The 15,923-nt window shown below is 57.4% G+C and carries 17 protein-coding genes and 1 tRNA gene; 16 read left to right on the top strand and 2 right to left on the bottom strand.

The features are described 5' to 3' along the window. The first annotated feature begins 1 nt into the window (after window position 1). From BW686_RS13160 to BW686_RS27310, 12 genes are all read left to right on the top strand, one after another. Window positions 2-544, top strand: a complete 543-nt coding sequence (locus BW686_RS13160; protein WP_004407132.1) for a tail fiber assembly protein — start codon at window positions 2-4, stop codon at window positions 542-544. Between the two features lie 93 nt (window positions 545-637). Continuing rightward, the gene (locus BW686_RS13155) at window positions 638-1,801 is read left to right on the top strand and encodes a phage tail sheath C-terminal domain-containing protein (protein ID WP_084917326.1); all 1,164 of its coding nucleotides are present in this window, start codon (window positions 638-640) and stop codon (window positions 1,799-1,801) included. A gap of 12 nt (window positions 1,802-1,813) precedes the next feature. Then, window positions 1,814-2,323: a phage major tail tube protein gene (locus BW686_RS13150; RefSeq protein WP_084917323.1), complete on the top strand. Its 510-nt coding sequence runs from the start codon at window positions 1,814-1,816 to the stop codon at window positions 2,321-2,323. A 15-nt stretch (window positions 2,324-2,338) separates the two neighbouring features. Next, window positions 2,339-2,641: a phage tail assembly protein gene (locus BW686_RS13145; protein WP_084917321.1), complete on the top strand. Its 303-nt coding sequence runs from the start codon at window positions 2,339-2,341 to the stop codon at window positions 2,639-2,641. A gap of 138 nt (window positions 2,642-2,779) precedes the next feature. Continuing rightward, window positions 2,780-5,521 (top strand): phage tail tape measure protein, encoded by a 2,742-nt coding sequence (locus BW686_RS13140; RefSeq protein ID WP_084917319.1) that lies wholly within the window; start codon window positions 2,780-2,782, stop codon window positions 5,519-5,521. Window positions 5,522-5,530: 9 nt separating this feature from the next. Continuing rightward, a complete protein-coding gene (locus BW686_RS13135) occupies window positions 5,531-6,376 on the top strand; it encodes a phage tail protein (protein WP_179149264.1) in 846 nt (281 codons plus the stop codon). After that, the gene (locus BW686_RS13130) at window positions 6,351-6,557 is read left to right on the top strand and encodes a tail protein X (protein ID WP_024660331.1); all 207 of its coding nucleotides are present in this window, start codon (window positions 6,351-6,353) and stop codon (window positions 6,555-6,557) included. Before BW686_RS13135 ends, BW686_RS13130 begins: the two co-directional genes overlap by 26 nt. Window positions 6,558-6,649: 92 nt before the next feature. Next, window positions 6,650-7,693, top strand: coding sequence for a phage late control D family protein (locus BW686_RS13125; protein ID WP_084917316.1), 1,044 nt, complete (start codon window positions 6,650-6,652; stop codon window positions 7,691-7,693). 38 nt (window positions 7,694-7,731) lie between these two features. Next, window positions 7,732-8,280, top strand: a complete 549-nt coding sequence (locus BW686_RS13120) for a glycoside hydrolase family 19 protein (protein ID WP_084917314.1) — start codon at window positions 7,732-7,734, stop codon at window positions 8,278-8,280. A 198-nt stretch (window positions 8,281-8,478) separates the two neighbouring features. Next, the gene (locus BW686_RS13115) at window positions 8,479-9,273 is read left to right on the top strand and encodes a DNA adenine methylase (RefSeq protein ID WP_084917311.1); all 795 of its coding nucleotides are present in this window, start codon (window positions 8,479-8,481) and stop codon (window positions 9,271-9,273) included. Window positions 9,274-9,363: 90 nt separating this feature from the next. Then, the gene (locus BW686_RS13110; protein WP_084917308.1) at window positions 9,364-10,008 is read left to right on the top strand and encodes a hypothetical protein; all 645 of its coding nucleotides are present in this window, start codon (window positions 9,364-9,366) and stop codon (window positions 10,006-10,008) included. Beyond that, complete coding sequence (locus tag BW686_RS27310) at window positions 10,008-10,331, top strand: hypothetical protein (RefSeq protein WP_052810457.1); 324 nt, start codon at window positions 10,008-10,010, stop codon at window positions 10,329-10,331. The genes BW686_RS13110 and BW686_RS27310 overlap by 1 nt, the downstream gene beginning before the upstream one ends. A gap of 72 nt (window positions 10,332-10,403) precedes the next feature. Here BW686_RS27310 and BW686_RS13100 read toward each other — a convergent pair whose 3' ends face one another. Together BW686_RS13100 and BW686_RS13095 are read right to left on the bottom strand one after the other, a co-directional pair. Then, a complete protein-coding gene (locus BW686_RS13100; protein ID WP_005767898.1) occupies window positions 10,404-10,898 on the bottom strand; it encodes an Hcp family type VI secretion system effector in 495 nt (164 codons plus the stop codon). 306 nt (window positions 10,899-11,204) lie between these two features. Then, window positions 11,205-11,289, bottom strand: a tRNA-Leu gene (locus BW686_RS13095). Window positions 11,290-11,406: 117 nt separating this feature from the next. Between BW686_RS13095 and queA the strand changes: the two genes are divergently transcribed. From queA to secD, 4 genes are all read left to right on the top strand, one after another. Next, window positions 11,407-12,471, top strand: a complete 1,065-nt coding sequence (queA, locus tag BW686_RS13090; protein ID WP_084917305.1) for a tRNA preQ1(34) S-adenosylmethionine ribosyltransferase-isomerase QueA — start codon at window positions 11,407-11,409, stop codon at window positions 12,469-12,471. Window positions 12,472-12,485: 14 nt separating this feature from the next. Next, window positions 12,486-13,601, top strand: coding sequence for a tRNA guanosine(34) transglycosylase Tgt (gene tgt, locus BW686_RS13085; protein ID WP_086934813.1), 1,116 nt, complete (start codon window positions 12,486-12,488; stop codon window positions 13,599-13,601). Between the two features lie 52 nt (window positions 13,602-13,653). Further along, window positions 13,654-13,989, top strand: a complete 336-nt coding sequence (yajC, locus tag BW686_RS13080; RefSeq protein ID WP_002552468.1) for a preprotein translocase subunit YajC — start codon at window positions 13,654-13,656, stop codon at window positions 13,987-13,989. A gap of 62 nt (window positions 13,990-14,051) precedes the next feature. Further along, entirely contained in the window at window positions 14,052-15,920 is a 1,869-nt protein-coding gene (secD, locus tag BW686_RS13075; protein ID WP_084917302.1) for a protein translocase subunit SecD, read from the top strand. Window positions 15,921-15,923 lie beyond the last annotated feature (3 nt).

Genomic DNA, 15,923 nt, shown 5'->3' with positions numbered 1-15,923 from the left:
TATGTCCAACGTATTAAATGCCCGCAATCCGTACTGGTCTTCTCAGGCCCGCGCTACCATCGAATTGATGGTGGTTTTCGAGGGGCTGGAGGAAACACATGGGGAGTTACCGTTCACGGCTTCTCCCCACGACCCAGAACCCCACGGTGTAGAGCTGTACGAACGAGCCTTGGCGGGTGAGTTTGGCCCGGTTCAAGACACGCCGATTGAGCTGGTGCGTGTGCAGGTCATGTGCGCTCGTGGCGACCGTTCGGCTGCAGCCACTGCCCGTATTGATGAGCTGGTCAATCAGTACGAGGAGTTGCAGGACGCCGTGTCACTGGATATGGCGACCGACGACCAGCGCAAAGCGCTGCCCGCTGTCAGGGCTGAGATTGATGCGTATCGTCTGTACCGCGTACAGCTCGGCCAGCTCGATACGAAGCCTGGCTACCCGCTGGACTTTGAATGGCCTACGCCGCCTGCGAATCCGTTCGTGTACGAGCCGCCCGAGCCGGAAGCTCCTGCGCAGGACGTCAGCGACGACGATCAGCAAAGCACCTAACGCCCCGCACTGACGGGGCGTTTTCTTACCCGCTATTCGCATTCCACCAATAACCCCGCTGATCGGGGTTTTTTCGTTTCTGGAGATCGTCTTATGAGTTTCTTCCACGGCGTGACCATGACGGCCGTCGACACGGGCGCACGTACCATTTCGTTGCCCACGTCCGCGATCATCGGTCTGGTCGATACGTTTACCGAGGCCCCCGGTTACAGCGCCAAGGCCAATGACCTGGTGCTGATCACTTCCGAGCGCGAAGCCATTGCAGCGTTTGGTCCTGACTCGGCGATTACTAAAGCCTGTCAGGCGGTCTATGTGCGGGCCAAGGCGGTGATCGTTGCTTGTGGCGTCGCCAAACTGGACGATGCTGCCCTGCAAACTTCCGCCATCATCGGCGGTGTCAAAGCCGATGGCACACGTACCGGGCTCCAGGCACTGCTCGATGGCAAGAGCCGCTTCAATGCCCAGCCGCGACTTCTGATCGCGCCCAAGCACAGCTCGATTCTGGCGGTCGGCACCGCTATGGCTGCATTGGCAGACAAACTGCGGGCGCTGCCGATCTTCGATGGCCCCAACACCACAGACGAAGCGGTCATGGCGTATGCCAAGAACTTCGGCGGCAAGCGCTCTTTCATGGTCGACCCCGGTGTTCAGTATTGGGATACGACGGCCAGTGAGACGGTCGATGCACCGGGCTCCGCCTGGGTGGCAGGCCTGTTCGCCTGGACCGACGCGGAGTACGGCTTCTGGGCCTCGCCGTCGAACAAAGAGTTTGCAGGCATCACCGGCACCAAGCGGCCCATCGAGTTTCTGGACGGTGACGAAACCTGCCGGGCCAACCTGCTCAACAACGCCAATATCGCCACCATCATCCGTGATGACGGCTATCGCCTGTGGGGCAACCGCACGCTCAGCAGCGATCCCAAATGGGCGTTCGTCACACGCGTGCGCACCATGGACATCGTCATGGACGCGATCCTCTACGGGCACAAATGGGCGGTCGACCGCTCGATCACTGCCACCTACGTCAAGGACGTGACCGAGGGCCTGCAGGCGTTCATGCGTGATCTGAAAAATCAGGGCGCGATCATCAACTTCGAAGTGTTCGCGGACACCGAACTGAACACGGCCAGCCAGCTGGAGCAGGGCAAGGTGTTCTGGAACATCCGTTTCACTGACGTGCCACCTGCAGAAAACCCTAATTTCCGCGTTGAAGTCACCAATCAATGGCTGACCGAAGTGCTTGACTCTGCCGCTTAAGGAGCTGCAACGATGGCAATGATTCCCGAAACACTGAGCAACCTGAACCTGTTCGTGGACGGTGTCAGCTTTCAGGGCGATGTGCCCAGCCTGACCCTGCCCAAGATGACGCTCAAGACTGAAGAACACCGTGGCGGTGGCATGGACTTGCCGGTCGAGCTGGACATGGGCATGGAAAAGCAGGAGTCCAACTTCACCACTACAGGCGTGCGTCGCGAGTCCCTGAAGTTCTTCGGCCTAGCGGATGGCACGGCCTTCAACGGTGTGTTCCGTGGTGCCTTCAAAGGGCTCAAAGGCAAGATCACCCCGGTCGTGGTGACTCAACGTGGCCGACTCAAAGAGGTCGACATGGGTGACTGGAAGGCGGGTGACAAGGCCGAGATCAAGCACTCGGTCGCGCTCACGTATTACAAGCTGGAAGTGGATGGCCGTGTGATTTACGAGATCGATGCGCTGGGCATGAAGCGCGTCATCGACGGTGTTGATCAGCTCGCGGCAGAACGTTCGGCCCTTGGCCTCTGATAGAAGGAAAATTCTGTGTCTCAAGCAAATACCAATCCTAAGTGGATGACCCTGACGGCCGAGAGCGTGTCGGTGAAGCTGACCAAGCCTGCCGAGGTCAACAGCGTTCAGGTCGACACCATCACCATGCGCGCACCTACCGTGCGTGATGTGCGTACGGCCCAGGCGGCTGCCAGCGGCGACGACGAACAGCGCGAGCTGAACCTGTTTGCATCCCTGGCCGAGATGGGCGTCCGCGATCTTGAAGGGCTGTCCCTCAAGGACTACAGCCGCTTGCAGGCCGGTTATTTTCGCCTGGTGCGCGACGACGAGCTTTGACCCCTCATTGCAGAGGCTTGCGGCGAAGCGGCTTGCAAAAGAGCTGGGCTTCTCGTCGGCGGAAATCATGTCCATGTCTTTCTCGGACATGATCTGGTGGCTCACGGACTGAGCCCATCCCAATATCTGAGGTGAGTGATGGCGAACAATCTGGCACTGGGCCTGGTGATTGGCGGCGCTGTCAGCCCGACCGTGGGTGCGGCATTCAACACTGTTGAAAACCGCATCAAGAAGCTGGAGCAGCGCGGCAATCAGGCCAAGGTGCTGAGAAACACGATTGGCGAAACCATGCGTCTGCGTGACGAGTGGAAGAAAGCGCACGACAGTGGTGCTGCCTCGGCCTCTGGTTTGCTGCGCAAGCTTGAGAACAACCTCGACACCTTGCGTAAACAGGGTGTTCAGGTCGGTAAGCTCAGGCAGGAATATCAGTCTCTTGACCGTGTGGCCAGAAGCATGGACCTCAAGGTCAAGGGGCACCAACAGATCGAGCAGGGCAAGGCCGGACTCAAGTCAGGTATCGGCACCGCCGTCGCCGGTGTCGGCGCATTGGCCGTGCCGACCAAGATCAGTGCCGACTATCAGGCGATCATCCGGGATATCGCGATCAAGGCCGGTGTGGCCAACAAGCCGCAGGAAGCGGAGCTGACCACCTCGGTGATCAAGACCTCCCAGGACACGGGCATGGCCCGCAATGACGTCGCCGACCTGGTCAACAAACTGGTCGGTGCAGGCATGAGCCTGGACAAGGCACTTTCGTACGCACCGGTGGCTGCAAAGTTTGCGGTCGGGCAGGGGGCCAGCGGCACCGATACGGCCAACATGATTCAGGCACTGCAGCAGAACGCCAAGATCACCGACCCTAAGATCATGGAGAAAGCCCTTGAGGCAGTCGCCATGCAGGGCCAGGCGGGTAGTTTTGAAGCTAGTGACATGGCGAAGTGGTTTCCGCAACTGCTTGCGGGCATGGGCAAGCTCGGTGTGACCGGCATGGATTCGGTGAGCCAGCTCGGCGCGATGCTACAGGTGCAGATGAAAACAGCCGGCGGCTCGGATGAAGCGGCCAACAACCTGAAAAACTGGATGGAGAAGATCGGCTCCACCGACGTGGTGAAGTCCTACAAGGACGTTGGTATCGATTATCAGGGGTCGCTGAACACCGGTATCCAGAAGGGGATGTCGACACTGGAGTCCAGTTTTGCGCTGGCTCAGCGTTACATCGAAAAGACTGACCCTGAAAAAGCCAAAAAAATGAAGGAGGCAACGGCGAAGATCAGCAAAGAAGCTGATCCGAAAAAAGCAAAGGAAATGCTGGATTCGCTGGAGCAAGCACTGCGTACCGGCGATCTGTTCGCCGACATGCAGGTGAAGGCCGCGCTGACGGCTTACTCGCAAAACCGTGGCATGTATGAGCAACTGAAAAAGGACGCTCAGAATGCTTCAGGGATTCTCGACAAGAACCTGGCCGAGCGTCGTGGTACATCGTCGCAGATCTGGGCCGAGACGTTCCAGGCGGTAAACGACTCTATGCGCAGCATTGGTGACGCGATCCGCCCTGTCACAGACGCCGTTGCGAAAGGGATCACAGCAACGGCCAAGGAATTCACAGCGCTCTCTGATACTTCCAAGCCGGTAGTGCTGGCCATCGCCTCAATCGGTGCCGGGTTGCTGGCACTGAAGTCTGCTGCCGGGGTGTTCAAAATCGGCAAGGGGCTGCTCAACATTGGGCGTGGGTCACTGGGTGGCAATCCGAACAAGGTCCAGAAAGTCTACGTCACCAACTCAGGCGATAAAGACGGTAAGCCGGAAGGGAAAGTGGGTGCGGTCAAAGGCTTGCTGGAGACCGGTCTCAAAGCATTCAAAGGCAATGACAAAACAAAGGGCAAGGATAAGGGCAAGCCTGGTGGAGATGGCAAGGACGGCGCTGACGATGCTGATGACGACGCAGAGGAAAGCGGCAAGACCGGTTTTGATCCGGTCGACACCGGCCTGAAGATCCTCGATCTGTTCGGTGAGGGTGGTAATGACGCTGACGGTGCCAAGGGCGGCAGCAGCTCTGAGCTGCAGAAGGTCTTTGTGGTCAACGCCAGTGCGTTCGGTGGCGGTTCGGATGCACCGGGTGATCAACGCCGGTCACGTCGCAGCCGTCGGCGCGGTGCTGCTGGCGGTGCCGGTGGTCGACGCGCAGGACCTCCGCGCCCTCCGATGCCGCCAGCTCCTCCTGTACCAGCAGGCCGACTGGCGCGGTTGGCGGGTGCCGCAGGAAAGCTGGGCAGTGTTGCCAAGGTGGTCCCCGGCGCGAAGTTTCTGGATGCGGGCATGCTTGCTCTGGACACGTACCAAAACGCCGAGACCCAGGACGAGAAAGCCGAAGGCTACGGCGGCGCTGCGGGTGGGCTGGCCGGTGCATTGGCAGGCGGTGCGGCGGGTGCCGCGATTGGCTCTATCGTGCCGGTGATCGGAACGGCCATTGGTGGCGCGGTCGGTGCGTTTCTTGGCGGCATGGGCGGCCAGGATATCGGTGGCTTTCTGGGCAAAGCGCTGTTTGGCTCAGATGAAAAAACCGAGGCCGTCGCTGACAAGGGCGGTGATGCCAAACCTTCTGCCGCACCTGGCGATGTGGTCAAAGCGATGGCGGCAGTCGCACCCGCCCCTCTGGCATTGCCCGCAGTCGTCAAGGCTGCCGAGCAGAGCAAGCCTGAACCCACCCAGGTCGACCAGCAATTCACCTTCTCGCCGAATATGCCCGTCAACGTACAAGGCGATGTAAAGGACCCGGCACAGCTGGCGCGGGACATTGCACCGTTTCTGCAGCGCCAATTTGAAGAGTTCAGTCGGCAGGCGGCTGCCCGCCAACTGTTTGATGCCCCGCACGTAGGATGAGGAAAGGTTATGGCTTATGCAGAACAACTGCAGTCATCGTTGAAATACCTGATTGCAGCGGGAGAGGTGGGACGCCGTAGTCTGGATGACATGCTCGGTCTCTTGAACGGGGCCATTGGCGATATGACAGGGGCCGCGTCGGAGCTGGAGAACATTCCGTTCATTGGCCCGGCCATTGGTGAAAAACTGCAACGCACCATGCGGGGCATCAGTGTCGCGCAGACAAAGGTAGGGCAGGTGGCAGCGATGTACGGGCAGGCAACCAGTGCTGCATCGCAAGTGCAGGAGCGTATGGGGGCACTGCAAGAGCAGGCGTCCAAGGCCGGAGCCGCGATCAATCGGGTGGCGGGAAGCGTCAGTCCGTCGCTGGGCAACATTGTCCCGACTGGCAGCTTTGCAACCCAGATGACACCGGCCCCCGAGGCCGTGAAACCTTTTCCTCATCTGCTGATTATTCAGCCGCTCAAGCCTGAGGCGCAGCCGTACTACTTCAACCTGGACACGGCTGCCTTCGATGAGCTTCGCAGGCAGACCGCGTTCCGCTGGGCCGGGCAAGAGCGCTTGACGCGCAGCATTGCGCAACAGGCGGTTGGCCTCGGTGACGACAAGCTGAGTTTGAAGGGGGCCATTTTTCCCGGTTTCAAGGGCGGCCTCAAGCAACTGGATACCTTGCGCAGCATGGGGCGCAACTTACAGCCGCTGAGCCTGACCACCGGTTACGGCGAGGTGCTGGGCAACTGGTGTCTGCTCAGTGTGGATGAAGAACAGAGCAACCTGCTGGCCGGGGGTATTCCCCGCAAGCAGGGCTTTTCACTGGAGTTTGTGAGCTATGGCGACGATCTGCAGAACGTCTGATGGGGATCTGCTGGACACTATCTGCCAACAGTATTACGGGCATCTGAGCGGTAGCGTTGAGGCCGTGCTGGATGCCAATCAAGGTCTGGCCGACGAGCCCCAGCCGTATCGAGCGGGTGTGCAGATCCTGCTGCCGGATCTGCTCACCCAGACCGAGGAAGTGATACAGCTCTGGGGCTAACTGGCAGCTAGTTCACATCCAACTTTTATCAACACTCGGCGGCGGATTCTAGTGACTCTGCCGTGCCTTGCTATGGCTATTAAGAAGGTCTCATGAAGCCTGTATTCCGAATTGTTGCGGACCGCAACGACATTACGGCGTTGATCAATGACCGTTTGTTGCTACTGCGCACAAGCGACAAGCCTGATATGGAGTCAGATGAGTTTGAGCTGCGCATCGACGACAGGGATAGGGCCGTTTCACTGCCTGCGCGCGGTGCGGACATCGAGATTTACCTCGGTTACGAAGGGCATCGACTGACCCGACTGGGTCTTTACACCGTTGATGACATCGAAGCATCCGGTCCTCCCGATACCTTGGTCATACGCGGCAAGGCCAGCAATATGCGCGGCAGCGGTCGGACCACACGCTCCGGCAGTTGGGAGAACGTCACCCTGCAGCAGATCGTCAGCGACGTTGCAGCACGTAATGGCTGGAAGCCCGCGTGTACCGTCATGACAAAAGTGCCTCGCGTCGATCAACTGGACGAGTCGGATTACAACTTCATCACCCGGGTGGCCAAGAAGTATGACTGCACCGCGAAAGTCGCCGACGGCAAGCTGCTGGTGCTGCCTCGACAAGACGGATTGAGCGCTAGCGGTAAAGCGTTGGGTGTCATAACGATCCGTCGTCATGACGTGGCACGGTGGCAGTTTCGACTCAGCGACAAGACGACACAGAAAGCCGTCCAAGCCAAGCATCTGGATAAGAAGACTGGGAAGCTGAAGGTGGTTGAGCTGACCAACGATCAGTCACCTGACGGCCTCCCGCCCGTTCACACCGACCGTCATATCTACCCGAACAAATCTGCAGCAGAGCAGGCAGCCAAGGCGCGCCTTGCCGCATTCAATCGCAGCACCGCTGGCGTTCGGCTGGAAATGGCCGGGCGCACCGATCTGTTCGCCGAGCGGATGGTCGACGCCCAGGGCTTCAAGGTCGGCCTGGATGGTGAGTACCTGGTCGACTCGGTTGAACAGGTATTCACCCAGTCCGGCTGGACCACCACGGTGGAGTGCAACGGCGGTAAATCCGGCAAGGCCAAAGCGAAGGGCAAGAAAAAGAAAGAGAAGAAACCGGTCAAGGTCGTACAGCTTTAACCGGCCAGATCAGCACCCACTTATCAGGAGAACCACGCATGTCGATTACCACGCAGCAGTTGCTGCAGATTCTTCCCAACGCCAGCTCCCGAGCTGGCGTTTTTGTTCCTGTCTTAAACGTTGCAATGAGCAAGTACGCCATCGTCACCAGATTGCGCATTGCCGCATTCATCGCCCAGATCGGCCATGAGTCTGGACAGTTGCGCTACGTTCGCGAACTGGGCAGCGATGACTACCTCGACAAGTACGACACTGGACGGCTGGCTGAACGCTTGGGCAACACGCCCGAGGATGATGATGACGGCCAATTGTATAGGGGCAGGGGGCTGATTCAGGTCACCGGCAAAGCGAACTACGCGGAGTGTGGCGAAGCGCTTGGGCTGGATCTCATCAATCATCCGGAGCTGCTGGAGTTGCCTCAACACGCCGCAATGTCGGCTGCGTGGTTCTGGCACCGCTCCAACCTCAACACGCTGGCGGACAAGGGCGACTACATCACCATCACCAAGCGCATCAACGGCGGCACGAATGGCTTGGCTGATCGTCAGGCTCTTTATGACCGTGCGTTGCAGGTTATCAAAGGCTGACCTCATCAACGCCGCTCATGGCGTAGGTCGTGCAAGTTATTCAAAGTGAAAAGAGCGACCAGTCGAGATGCGTCAACATCCCGGCTGGTCACTGATCCCGCAGATTACCCCTGCAAGTCCAGCCAAGGCTCTCGCTTCGTGCACAAAGCGGAGCGAGCCTAGCACCTGTCTATATATACAGTAAAGGTCTTGCTTTCTATGTCCACACCCATCATCCCTTGGATGGGCGGAAAACGCCGCCTGGCCGACCGCCTCATCCCGCTTTTCCCGCCCCACGAATGCTACGTCGAAGTGTTCGCTGGCGGTGCGGCACTCTACTTCATGCGTCCCCAGGCAGCTCCCGTTGAGGTCTTGAATGACATCAACGGAGACCTGGTCACGCTGTATCGCGTCGTCCAAAATCACCTTGAAGAATTCGTCCGCCAGTTCAAATGGGCACTCAGCTCGCGCCAAGTGTTTGAGTGGCAAAAGATGACCCGGCCTGAAACCCTCACTGACATCCAGCGCGCTGCCCGGTTCTTCTACCTGCAGCACCATGCCTTCGCGAGCAAGGTGAGCGGGCAGACGTTTGGCACTGCCACGACCGGCCCGGCCATCAACCTGCTGCGGATCGAGGAAAACCTGTCTGCAGCTTGGCAACGTTTGTCAGGTACGTATGTGGAGAACCTGCCGTGGCTCGAATGTGCCGAGCGCTATGACCGGCCTCACACCTTCCACTACATGGACCCGCCTTACTGGCAGACGGCCGGGTATGGTGTGGATTTTCCGTTTGAAAACTATGAGCGAATGGCCGACTTCATGCGACGCTGCAAGGGAAAGGTGATGGTCAGCATCAATGACCACCCTGACATACGGTGCGTGTTTGAAGGTTTCCATTTTGAAATGGTCGACATTCGCTACAGCACGGCAAACCAGAGACAGGGGAAGGCTGATGTCAGTGGTGAGCTGGTTATCATGAATTGGGAACCTGTGGCGTTGGGCAGGTTGTTCTGAATTTTGTCCGTAGCTGGGCCTGTAGTGACTGCACTTCCGGCAAAGGTTAATGTTAGAGTATGGTTTTGTAAGCAGGTCATGGATGAACATATGGACGAATTTTGCACGCCAGAGTCAAACAATAGTCCCACTTGGACCCTGCTTGATTTAGTCATTTGGAAAGCATGGCCCGAGCGATTGGGCGGTGGCACCGCTTATTCACGACGATTCAAAGATGCTTGGGTAGTTCATAATAAATCATATATCAAGGCGGCAGCAGCTAAGTACTCACTCCCTATTGAGCTGTTGGCTGGAGTTTGTTGGATTGAGGTAGGTGGTGATCCCAATTTTGTGGACAGGCTTGGCTTTGAGATAAGGGCTTTTGACCGCTTGGGTAATCGGCCACACCTAATTACTAGTCCTCCACTCAAAACCAGTTTTGGTTGGGTCAGCATCCAGCTTCGCACAGCAGCTGTTACTTTAGGGATGAATCCCGATGAGATGGATATCAGTCAGCTTCGGAGCTTGGCTAACTGTATTGAAACTGATATTTATAATATTGATATTGCGGCAAAGCACATACGTATGCTTGCTGATTATGATCATTTTTCTTCCATCGGAATGGAAGAGATACGAATTATCGGTGCTCGGTATAATTGGGGTACAAGTCGGTCTTTAGATGAGATTAAAAAAGATCTGAGTTATGGTAACTTCATCGTCAATTCTTGGTCCCACCTCAAACAGCTTACGATGTGATGAATATGAAAATTAAAAGCGTATTGCTGCGAATTTTTTTGTACGGTATTTATTTTTTCTGTCTGCTAATGTATGTGCTCTTTCAGGGCTCTGAATATGATTGGATGGATCCTAGTATGCTCGCGTCCCCACCCGGTCTCACGCCATCACCTGATAATTTATCCTTGCCGATTCAAGATGAGTCTAATGACAGAGCGGTTTTTCGGGGCTTGATCGTAACTATAGCTATCGTTGTGCAGATGGCTATTTGCTTTTCGCTTTCTCGAAAAGAAGCAATAATTACTGTCATTCTATTCGGTGTCACTTTGCTACTGTTCAAGTAAATTTGGAGCCCGCCCTTTCGTTGGGCGGGCTTTAGTTTTTAAAGAATATCGCTGAGCTGATAGTGTTATTGATTAAGCAAAAGGCTTATTTGCTGTCCTATCCCACCCCCCTGAGACGATACCAGCATTTCCTCCGTCAGCACGTCGCTGCTGAGAATATTCGAATTTTATACGGCCATAGTTGAGCGTGATCATTTCCAATGGTAAGCCAGCATGTTCCGCGCCATTACCGCTAACAGTTGATATCAAGACTTCTTCAAGGACGATATCTAGATATTTGAACTTCTCGGTGCCTGCACGGTGTACGCGTATAGTTACTTTCTTGATATGCGAACCTCGGCAGCAAAGCTCAAATAGTTTTGGTGTTGCTCTGTCTATATATTTACTTACTCTAAAGTCGCCCAGAGTCACGCCCCCTGCAGTCGCGCCCCCGCTAGATGAGGCAGTATTACTGATCGACTGAATTGCTTCGTAATGATAGGACAGCAGCTCTACCCAGCCTTTGTGGCCGTCATCAAGGGATTCGCCCTCTACACCGTCCACCTGCATAAATGCGTCAAAAGACATATCAGCTCCCTGCTTCAAAAAATTGAGAGCTTAGCCTAGCTTACGGAGCTCACCGATTGCCAGCATGGTTTATATGCAGCGTGCTGTCGAAACACTAGGCGATGAGATCGGGAAGGGCGGCTTCTGATCGAGGAGCGGAGCATCACGTTTGCTGGCCAGGAAGCTGCAGATTAATCAGAGGTGTGAACGAACGCTTGGTCGCGCCGTGCATCATGCTTTGGAACTGCGCGGAACACAGCGCATTACGCCAAGATTACGCCAGACGAAAAAAAAGACCTTGAAAATCAAGGTCTTTCTTTAATTTGGTGGTGCCCCGAGGGAGAATCGAACTCCCACTTCTTTCGAAAACGGATTTTGAATCCGCCGCGTCTACCAATTCCGCCATCAGGGCTCAATGGCGGCGAAGTATAAGGATGAGTTTTCCGTTGGTCAACAGGGATTTACGCAGGTTTTTTACTAATGCCGCCAAACCGGATAAACTTCCCGGCCCTGCTAAACGAACCCGATCATGCGCGTCGCTGACTTTACCTTCGAACTCCCCGATTCCCTGATAGCTCGTCACCCGCTGGCCGAGCGTCGCAGCAGTCGTCTGTTGACCCTTGATGGGCCGACTGGCGCGCTGGCACATCGTCAATTCACTGATTTGCTTGAGCATTTGCGCCCGGGCGATTTGATGGTGTTCAACAATACCCGTGTCATTCCCGCACGCCTGTTCGGGCAGAAGTCGTCCGGCGGCAAGCTGGAAATTCTGGTCGAACGCGTGCTGGACAGCCATCGTGTGCTGGCGCATGTGCGTGCCAGCAAGTCGCCCAAGCCTGGCGCGTCGATTTTGATCGACGGCGGCGGCGAGGCCGAGATGGTGGCGCGGCATGATGCGCTGTTCGAGCTGCGTTTCGCTGAAGAAGTGCTGCCGCTGCTGGACCGTGTTGGGCACATGCCGTTGCCTCCTTATATAGACCGACCGGACGAAGGCGCGGACCGCGAGCGTTATCAGACCGTTTACGCCCAGCGCGCCGGTGCGGTAGCGGCGCCGACTGCCGGCCTGCATTTCGATCAGCCGTTGCTGGAAGCGATTGCCGCCAAGGGCGTCGAGACTGCTTTCGTCACCTTGCACGTCGGTGCGGGAACGTTCCAGCCGGTGCGCGTCGAGCAGATCGAAGATCACCACATGCACAGCGAGTGGCTGGAAGTGGGCCAGGACGTGGTCGATGCCGTGGCGGCATGCCGCGCGCGAGGCGGGCGGGTGATCGCAGTCGGGACCACCAGCGTGCGCTCACTGGAAAGCGCTGCGCGTAATGGCGAATTGAAGCCATTCAGCGGCGACACCGACATCTTCATCTATCCGGGGCGGCCGTTTCACGTGGTCGATGCCCTGGTGACCAATTTCCATTTGCCCGAGTCCACGCTGTTGATGCTGGTTTCGGCGTTCGCCGGTTATCCCGAGACCATGGCTGCCTATGCGGCGGCCGTCGAGCACGGTTACCGCTTCTTCAGTTACGGTGATGCCATGTTCATCACCCGCAATCCCGCGCCGACGGCCCCACAGGAATCGGCACCAGAGGATCACGCATGAGTCGCACCTGTCGTATGTCTTTCGAGTTGTTGGCCACCGACGGCAAGGCCCGTCGTGGTCGCCTGACCTTTCCGCGTGGCGTGGTCGAGACCCCGGCGTTCATGCCGGTGGGCACCTATGGCACGGTCAAGGGCATGCTGCCGCGTGATATCGAGGCCACCGGTGCGCAGATGATTCTGGGCAACACGTTCCATCTGTGGCTGCGTCCGGGCACTGAGGTCATCAAGGGCCACGGCGACCTGCACGATTTCATGCAATGGCAAGGGCCGATTCTGACCGACTCCGGCGGTTTTCAGGTGTTCAGCCTGGGCGCCATGCGCAAAATCAAAGAGGAGGGCGTGACGTTCGCGTCCCCGGTCGATGGCGCCAAGGTGTTCATGGGGCCGGAAGAGTCGATGCAGGTCCAGCGTGACCTGGGCTCGGACATCGTGATGATCTTCGATGAATGCACGCCGTATCCGGCTGATGAGGACGTCGCGCGCATTTCCATGGAGCTGTCGCTGCGCTGGGCCAAGCGTTCCAAGGTCGCGCATGGCGAGAACACGGCTGCCTTGTTCGGCATTGTTCAGGGGGGCATGCACGAGAACCTGCGCATGCGCTCGCTGGAAGGGCTGGACGAGATCGGCTTTGACGGTCTGGCGATTGGCGGTCTGTCAGTCGGTGAGCCCAAGCACGAAATGATCAAGGTGCTGGATTATCTGCCGGGCCAGATGCCTGCAGACAAACCCCGTTACCTGATGGGCGTAGGCAAGCCGGAAGATCTGGTCGAAGGTGTGCGCCGTGGCGTGGACATGTTCGACTGTGTGATGCCGACCCGCAACGCTCGCAACGGCCACTTGTTCATCGATACCGGCGTTCTGAAAATCCGCAACGCCTTCCATCGTCATGACAATTCGCCACTGGATCCGACCTGCGATTGCTACACCTGCAAGAACTTCTCTCGCGCTTATCTGCATCACTTGGACAAGTGCGGGGAAATGCTGGGTAGCATGCTCAATACGATCCATAATTTGCGGCACTACCAACTGCTGATGGCTGGTTTGCGCGAGGCTATTCAACAGGGTACATTGGCCGCCTTCGTCGATGCCTTCTATGCCAAACGCGGCCTTCCAACGCCGCCTCTGGGTTGAAACAGAACGGGTTTTTCCTGCTTTTATACTAATTATGTAACTGGAGCGACAAATGAGCTTTTTCATCTCTCCCGCTTTTGCGGATGCTGCTGCACCGGCTGCCGGTCCTGCGGGCAGTGGTTTCGAGTGGATCTTCCTGGTCGGCTTTCTGGTCATCTTCTACCTGATGATCTGGCGTCCACAGGCCAAGCGCGCCAAAGAGCAGAAAAACCTGCTGGGCAACCTGCAGAAAGGCGACGAAGTCGTGACCAGCGGCGGCATCGCCGGCAAGATCAACAAAGTGACCGATGACTTCGTCGTGATCGAAGTGTCCGACACGGTCGAGCTGAAAATCCAGAAAGGCGCCATCGCGGCCACTCTGCCAAAAGGCACCCTGAAAGCGATCTGAGTAGTAACTTTTACCCATCGACGGGGCGCGCAAGGCGCCCCGCGTTTTAAGCGGGCGGCGTGATGCTGAACAAATACCCTCTGTGGAAATACGTACTGATCCTGGCGGTGCTGGTGATCGGTTTTATTTATTCCGCACCCAATCTCTACCCTGATGATTCTGCCATCCAGATCAGCGGCGCAAGCACTGCGCTGCAAGTCAATCAGGCAGACGTGGATCGTGCAGCCAAGGCGCTTGCCGATGCTGGCATCTCGGTCAAGGCTTCTTCTCTGGCCGAGAATGGCAAGGGCGGTTTGTTGCGTCTGAGCAAGCAGGAAGATCAGTTGCCGGCCAAGGATGTCGTGCGCAAGGCGTTGGGTGATGACTATGTCGTCGCACTGAACCTGGCGCGTACCACGCCGACCTGGCTGCGTCACCTGGGCGCAAGCCCGATGAAACTCGGCCTCGACCTGTCCGGTGGTGTTCACTTCCTGCTGGAAGTCGACATGGACAAGGCAATCGATGCTCGTCTGAAAGTCTACGAAGGCGAAGTCAAATCCCTGCTGCGCAAGGAAAAGGTGCGTTATCGCAGCCTGCCGCAACTGGGTAATTCGCTTCAACTGGGCTTCAGTGATGACACCGAACGCGAGCAGGCCCGTGCGCTGATTCGCAAGACGTTCACCGACTTCGAAATCACGCCTGCCGAGCTGAACGGGATTCCCGTGCTGCGCATGGCGCTGACACCGGCCAAGCTGGCCGAGATTCGCGAATACTCGATCAAACAGAACCTGACCACGGTGCGTAACCGGGTCAACGAGCTGGGCGTGGCCGAGCCGCTGGTTCAGCGCCAGGGTGCCAACCGCATCGTGGTCGAGCTGCCGGGCGTGCAGGACACGGCTGAAGCCAAGCGTATTCTGGGCAAGACCGCCAACCTCGAGTTCCGTCTGGGCGCAGGCCCCGATGATTCGAAAGGCACCACCGAAATGTTCGAATTCCGCGAAGGCGGGCGTCCGGCAGCGGCGGTGGAGCGTGGTCTGATCATCACCGGTGATCAGGTGACTGACGCCAAGGCCAGTTTCGACGAGCATGGCCGTCCACAGGTGAACATCAACCTTGATGGCCACGGTGGCGAGCTGATGAGCCGCGCAACCCGCAGCAATGTGGGCCGCAGCATGGCGGTGATCTTCATCGAGCAGCGCCCGACCACCACGTACACCAGGCAGATGGTCAACGGCGTCGAAAAAGACGTGCCGGTACAGACCTTCAAGGAAGAGAAGAAGATCATCAGCCTGGCGACCATCCAGTCGCCGCTCGGCAGTCAGTTCCGGATTACCGGTCTGAACGGCCAGGGCGAGTCTTCCGAACTGGCGCTGCTGTTGCGTGCCGGTGGTCTGGCCGCACCGATGTACTTCGCTGAAGAGCGCACCATCGGTCCGAGCCTGGGTGCCGACAACATCACCAAGGGTATCGACGCTTCCTTGTGGGGCATGCTGTTCGTGTCGCTGTTCATCATGGCGATCTACCGCTTCTTCGGTCTGATCGCTACCGTCGCGCTGGCCCTGAACATGGTCATGCTGCTGGCACTGATGTCCTTGCTGGGTGCAACACTGACCCTGCCGGGTATCGCCGGTATCGTCCTGACCATGGGTATGGCGGTCGATGCCAACGTGCTGATCTTCTCGCGGATTCGTGAAGAGATTGCCAATGGCATGACGGTGCAACGCGCTATCAACGAAGGTTTCGACCGCGCCTACACGGCGATCCTCGACGCCAACCTGACGACGCTGCTGGTCGGCGGCATTCTCTTTGCGATGGGCACCGGCCCGGTCAAAGGGTTTGCGGTGACCATGTCGCTCGGGATCTTTACCTCGATGTTCACGGCCATCATGGTGACCCGCGCTATGGTCAACCTGATCTACGGCGGTCGTGACTTCAAGAAGTTGTGGATTTAAGGG

The organism is Pseudomonas syringae, assembly GCF_002157375.1.
GTDB classification, from domain to species: domain Bacteria; phylum Pseudomonadota; class Gammaproteobacteria; order Pseudomonadales; family Pseudomonadaceae; genus Aquipseudomonas; species Aquipseudomonas syringae_T.
The sequence above is the reverse complement of the archived record's forward strand: the minus strand, read 5'-3'. Positions and strand labels throughout refer to the sequence as shown.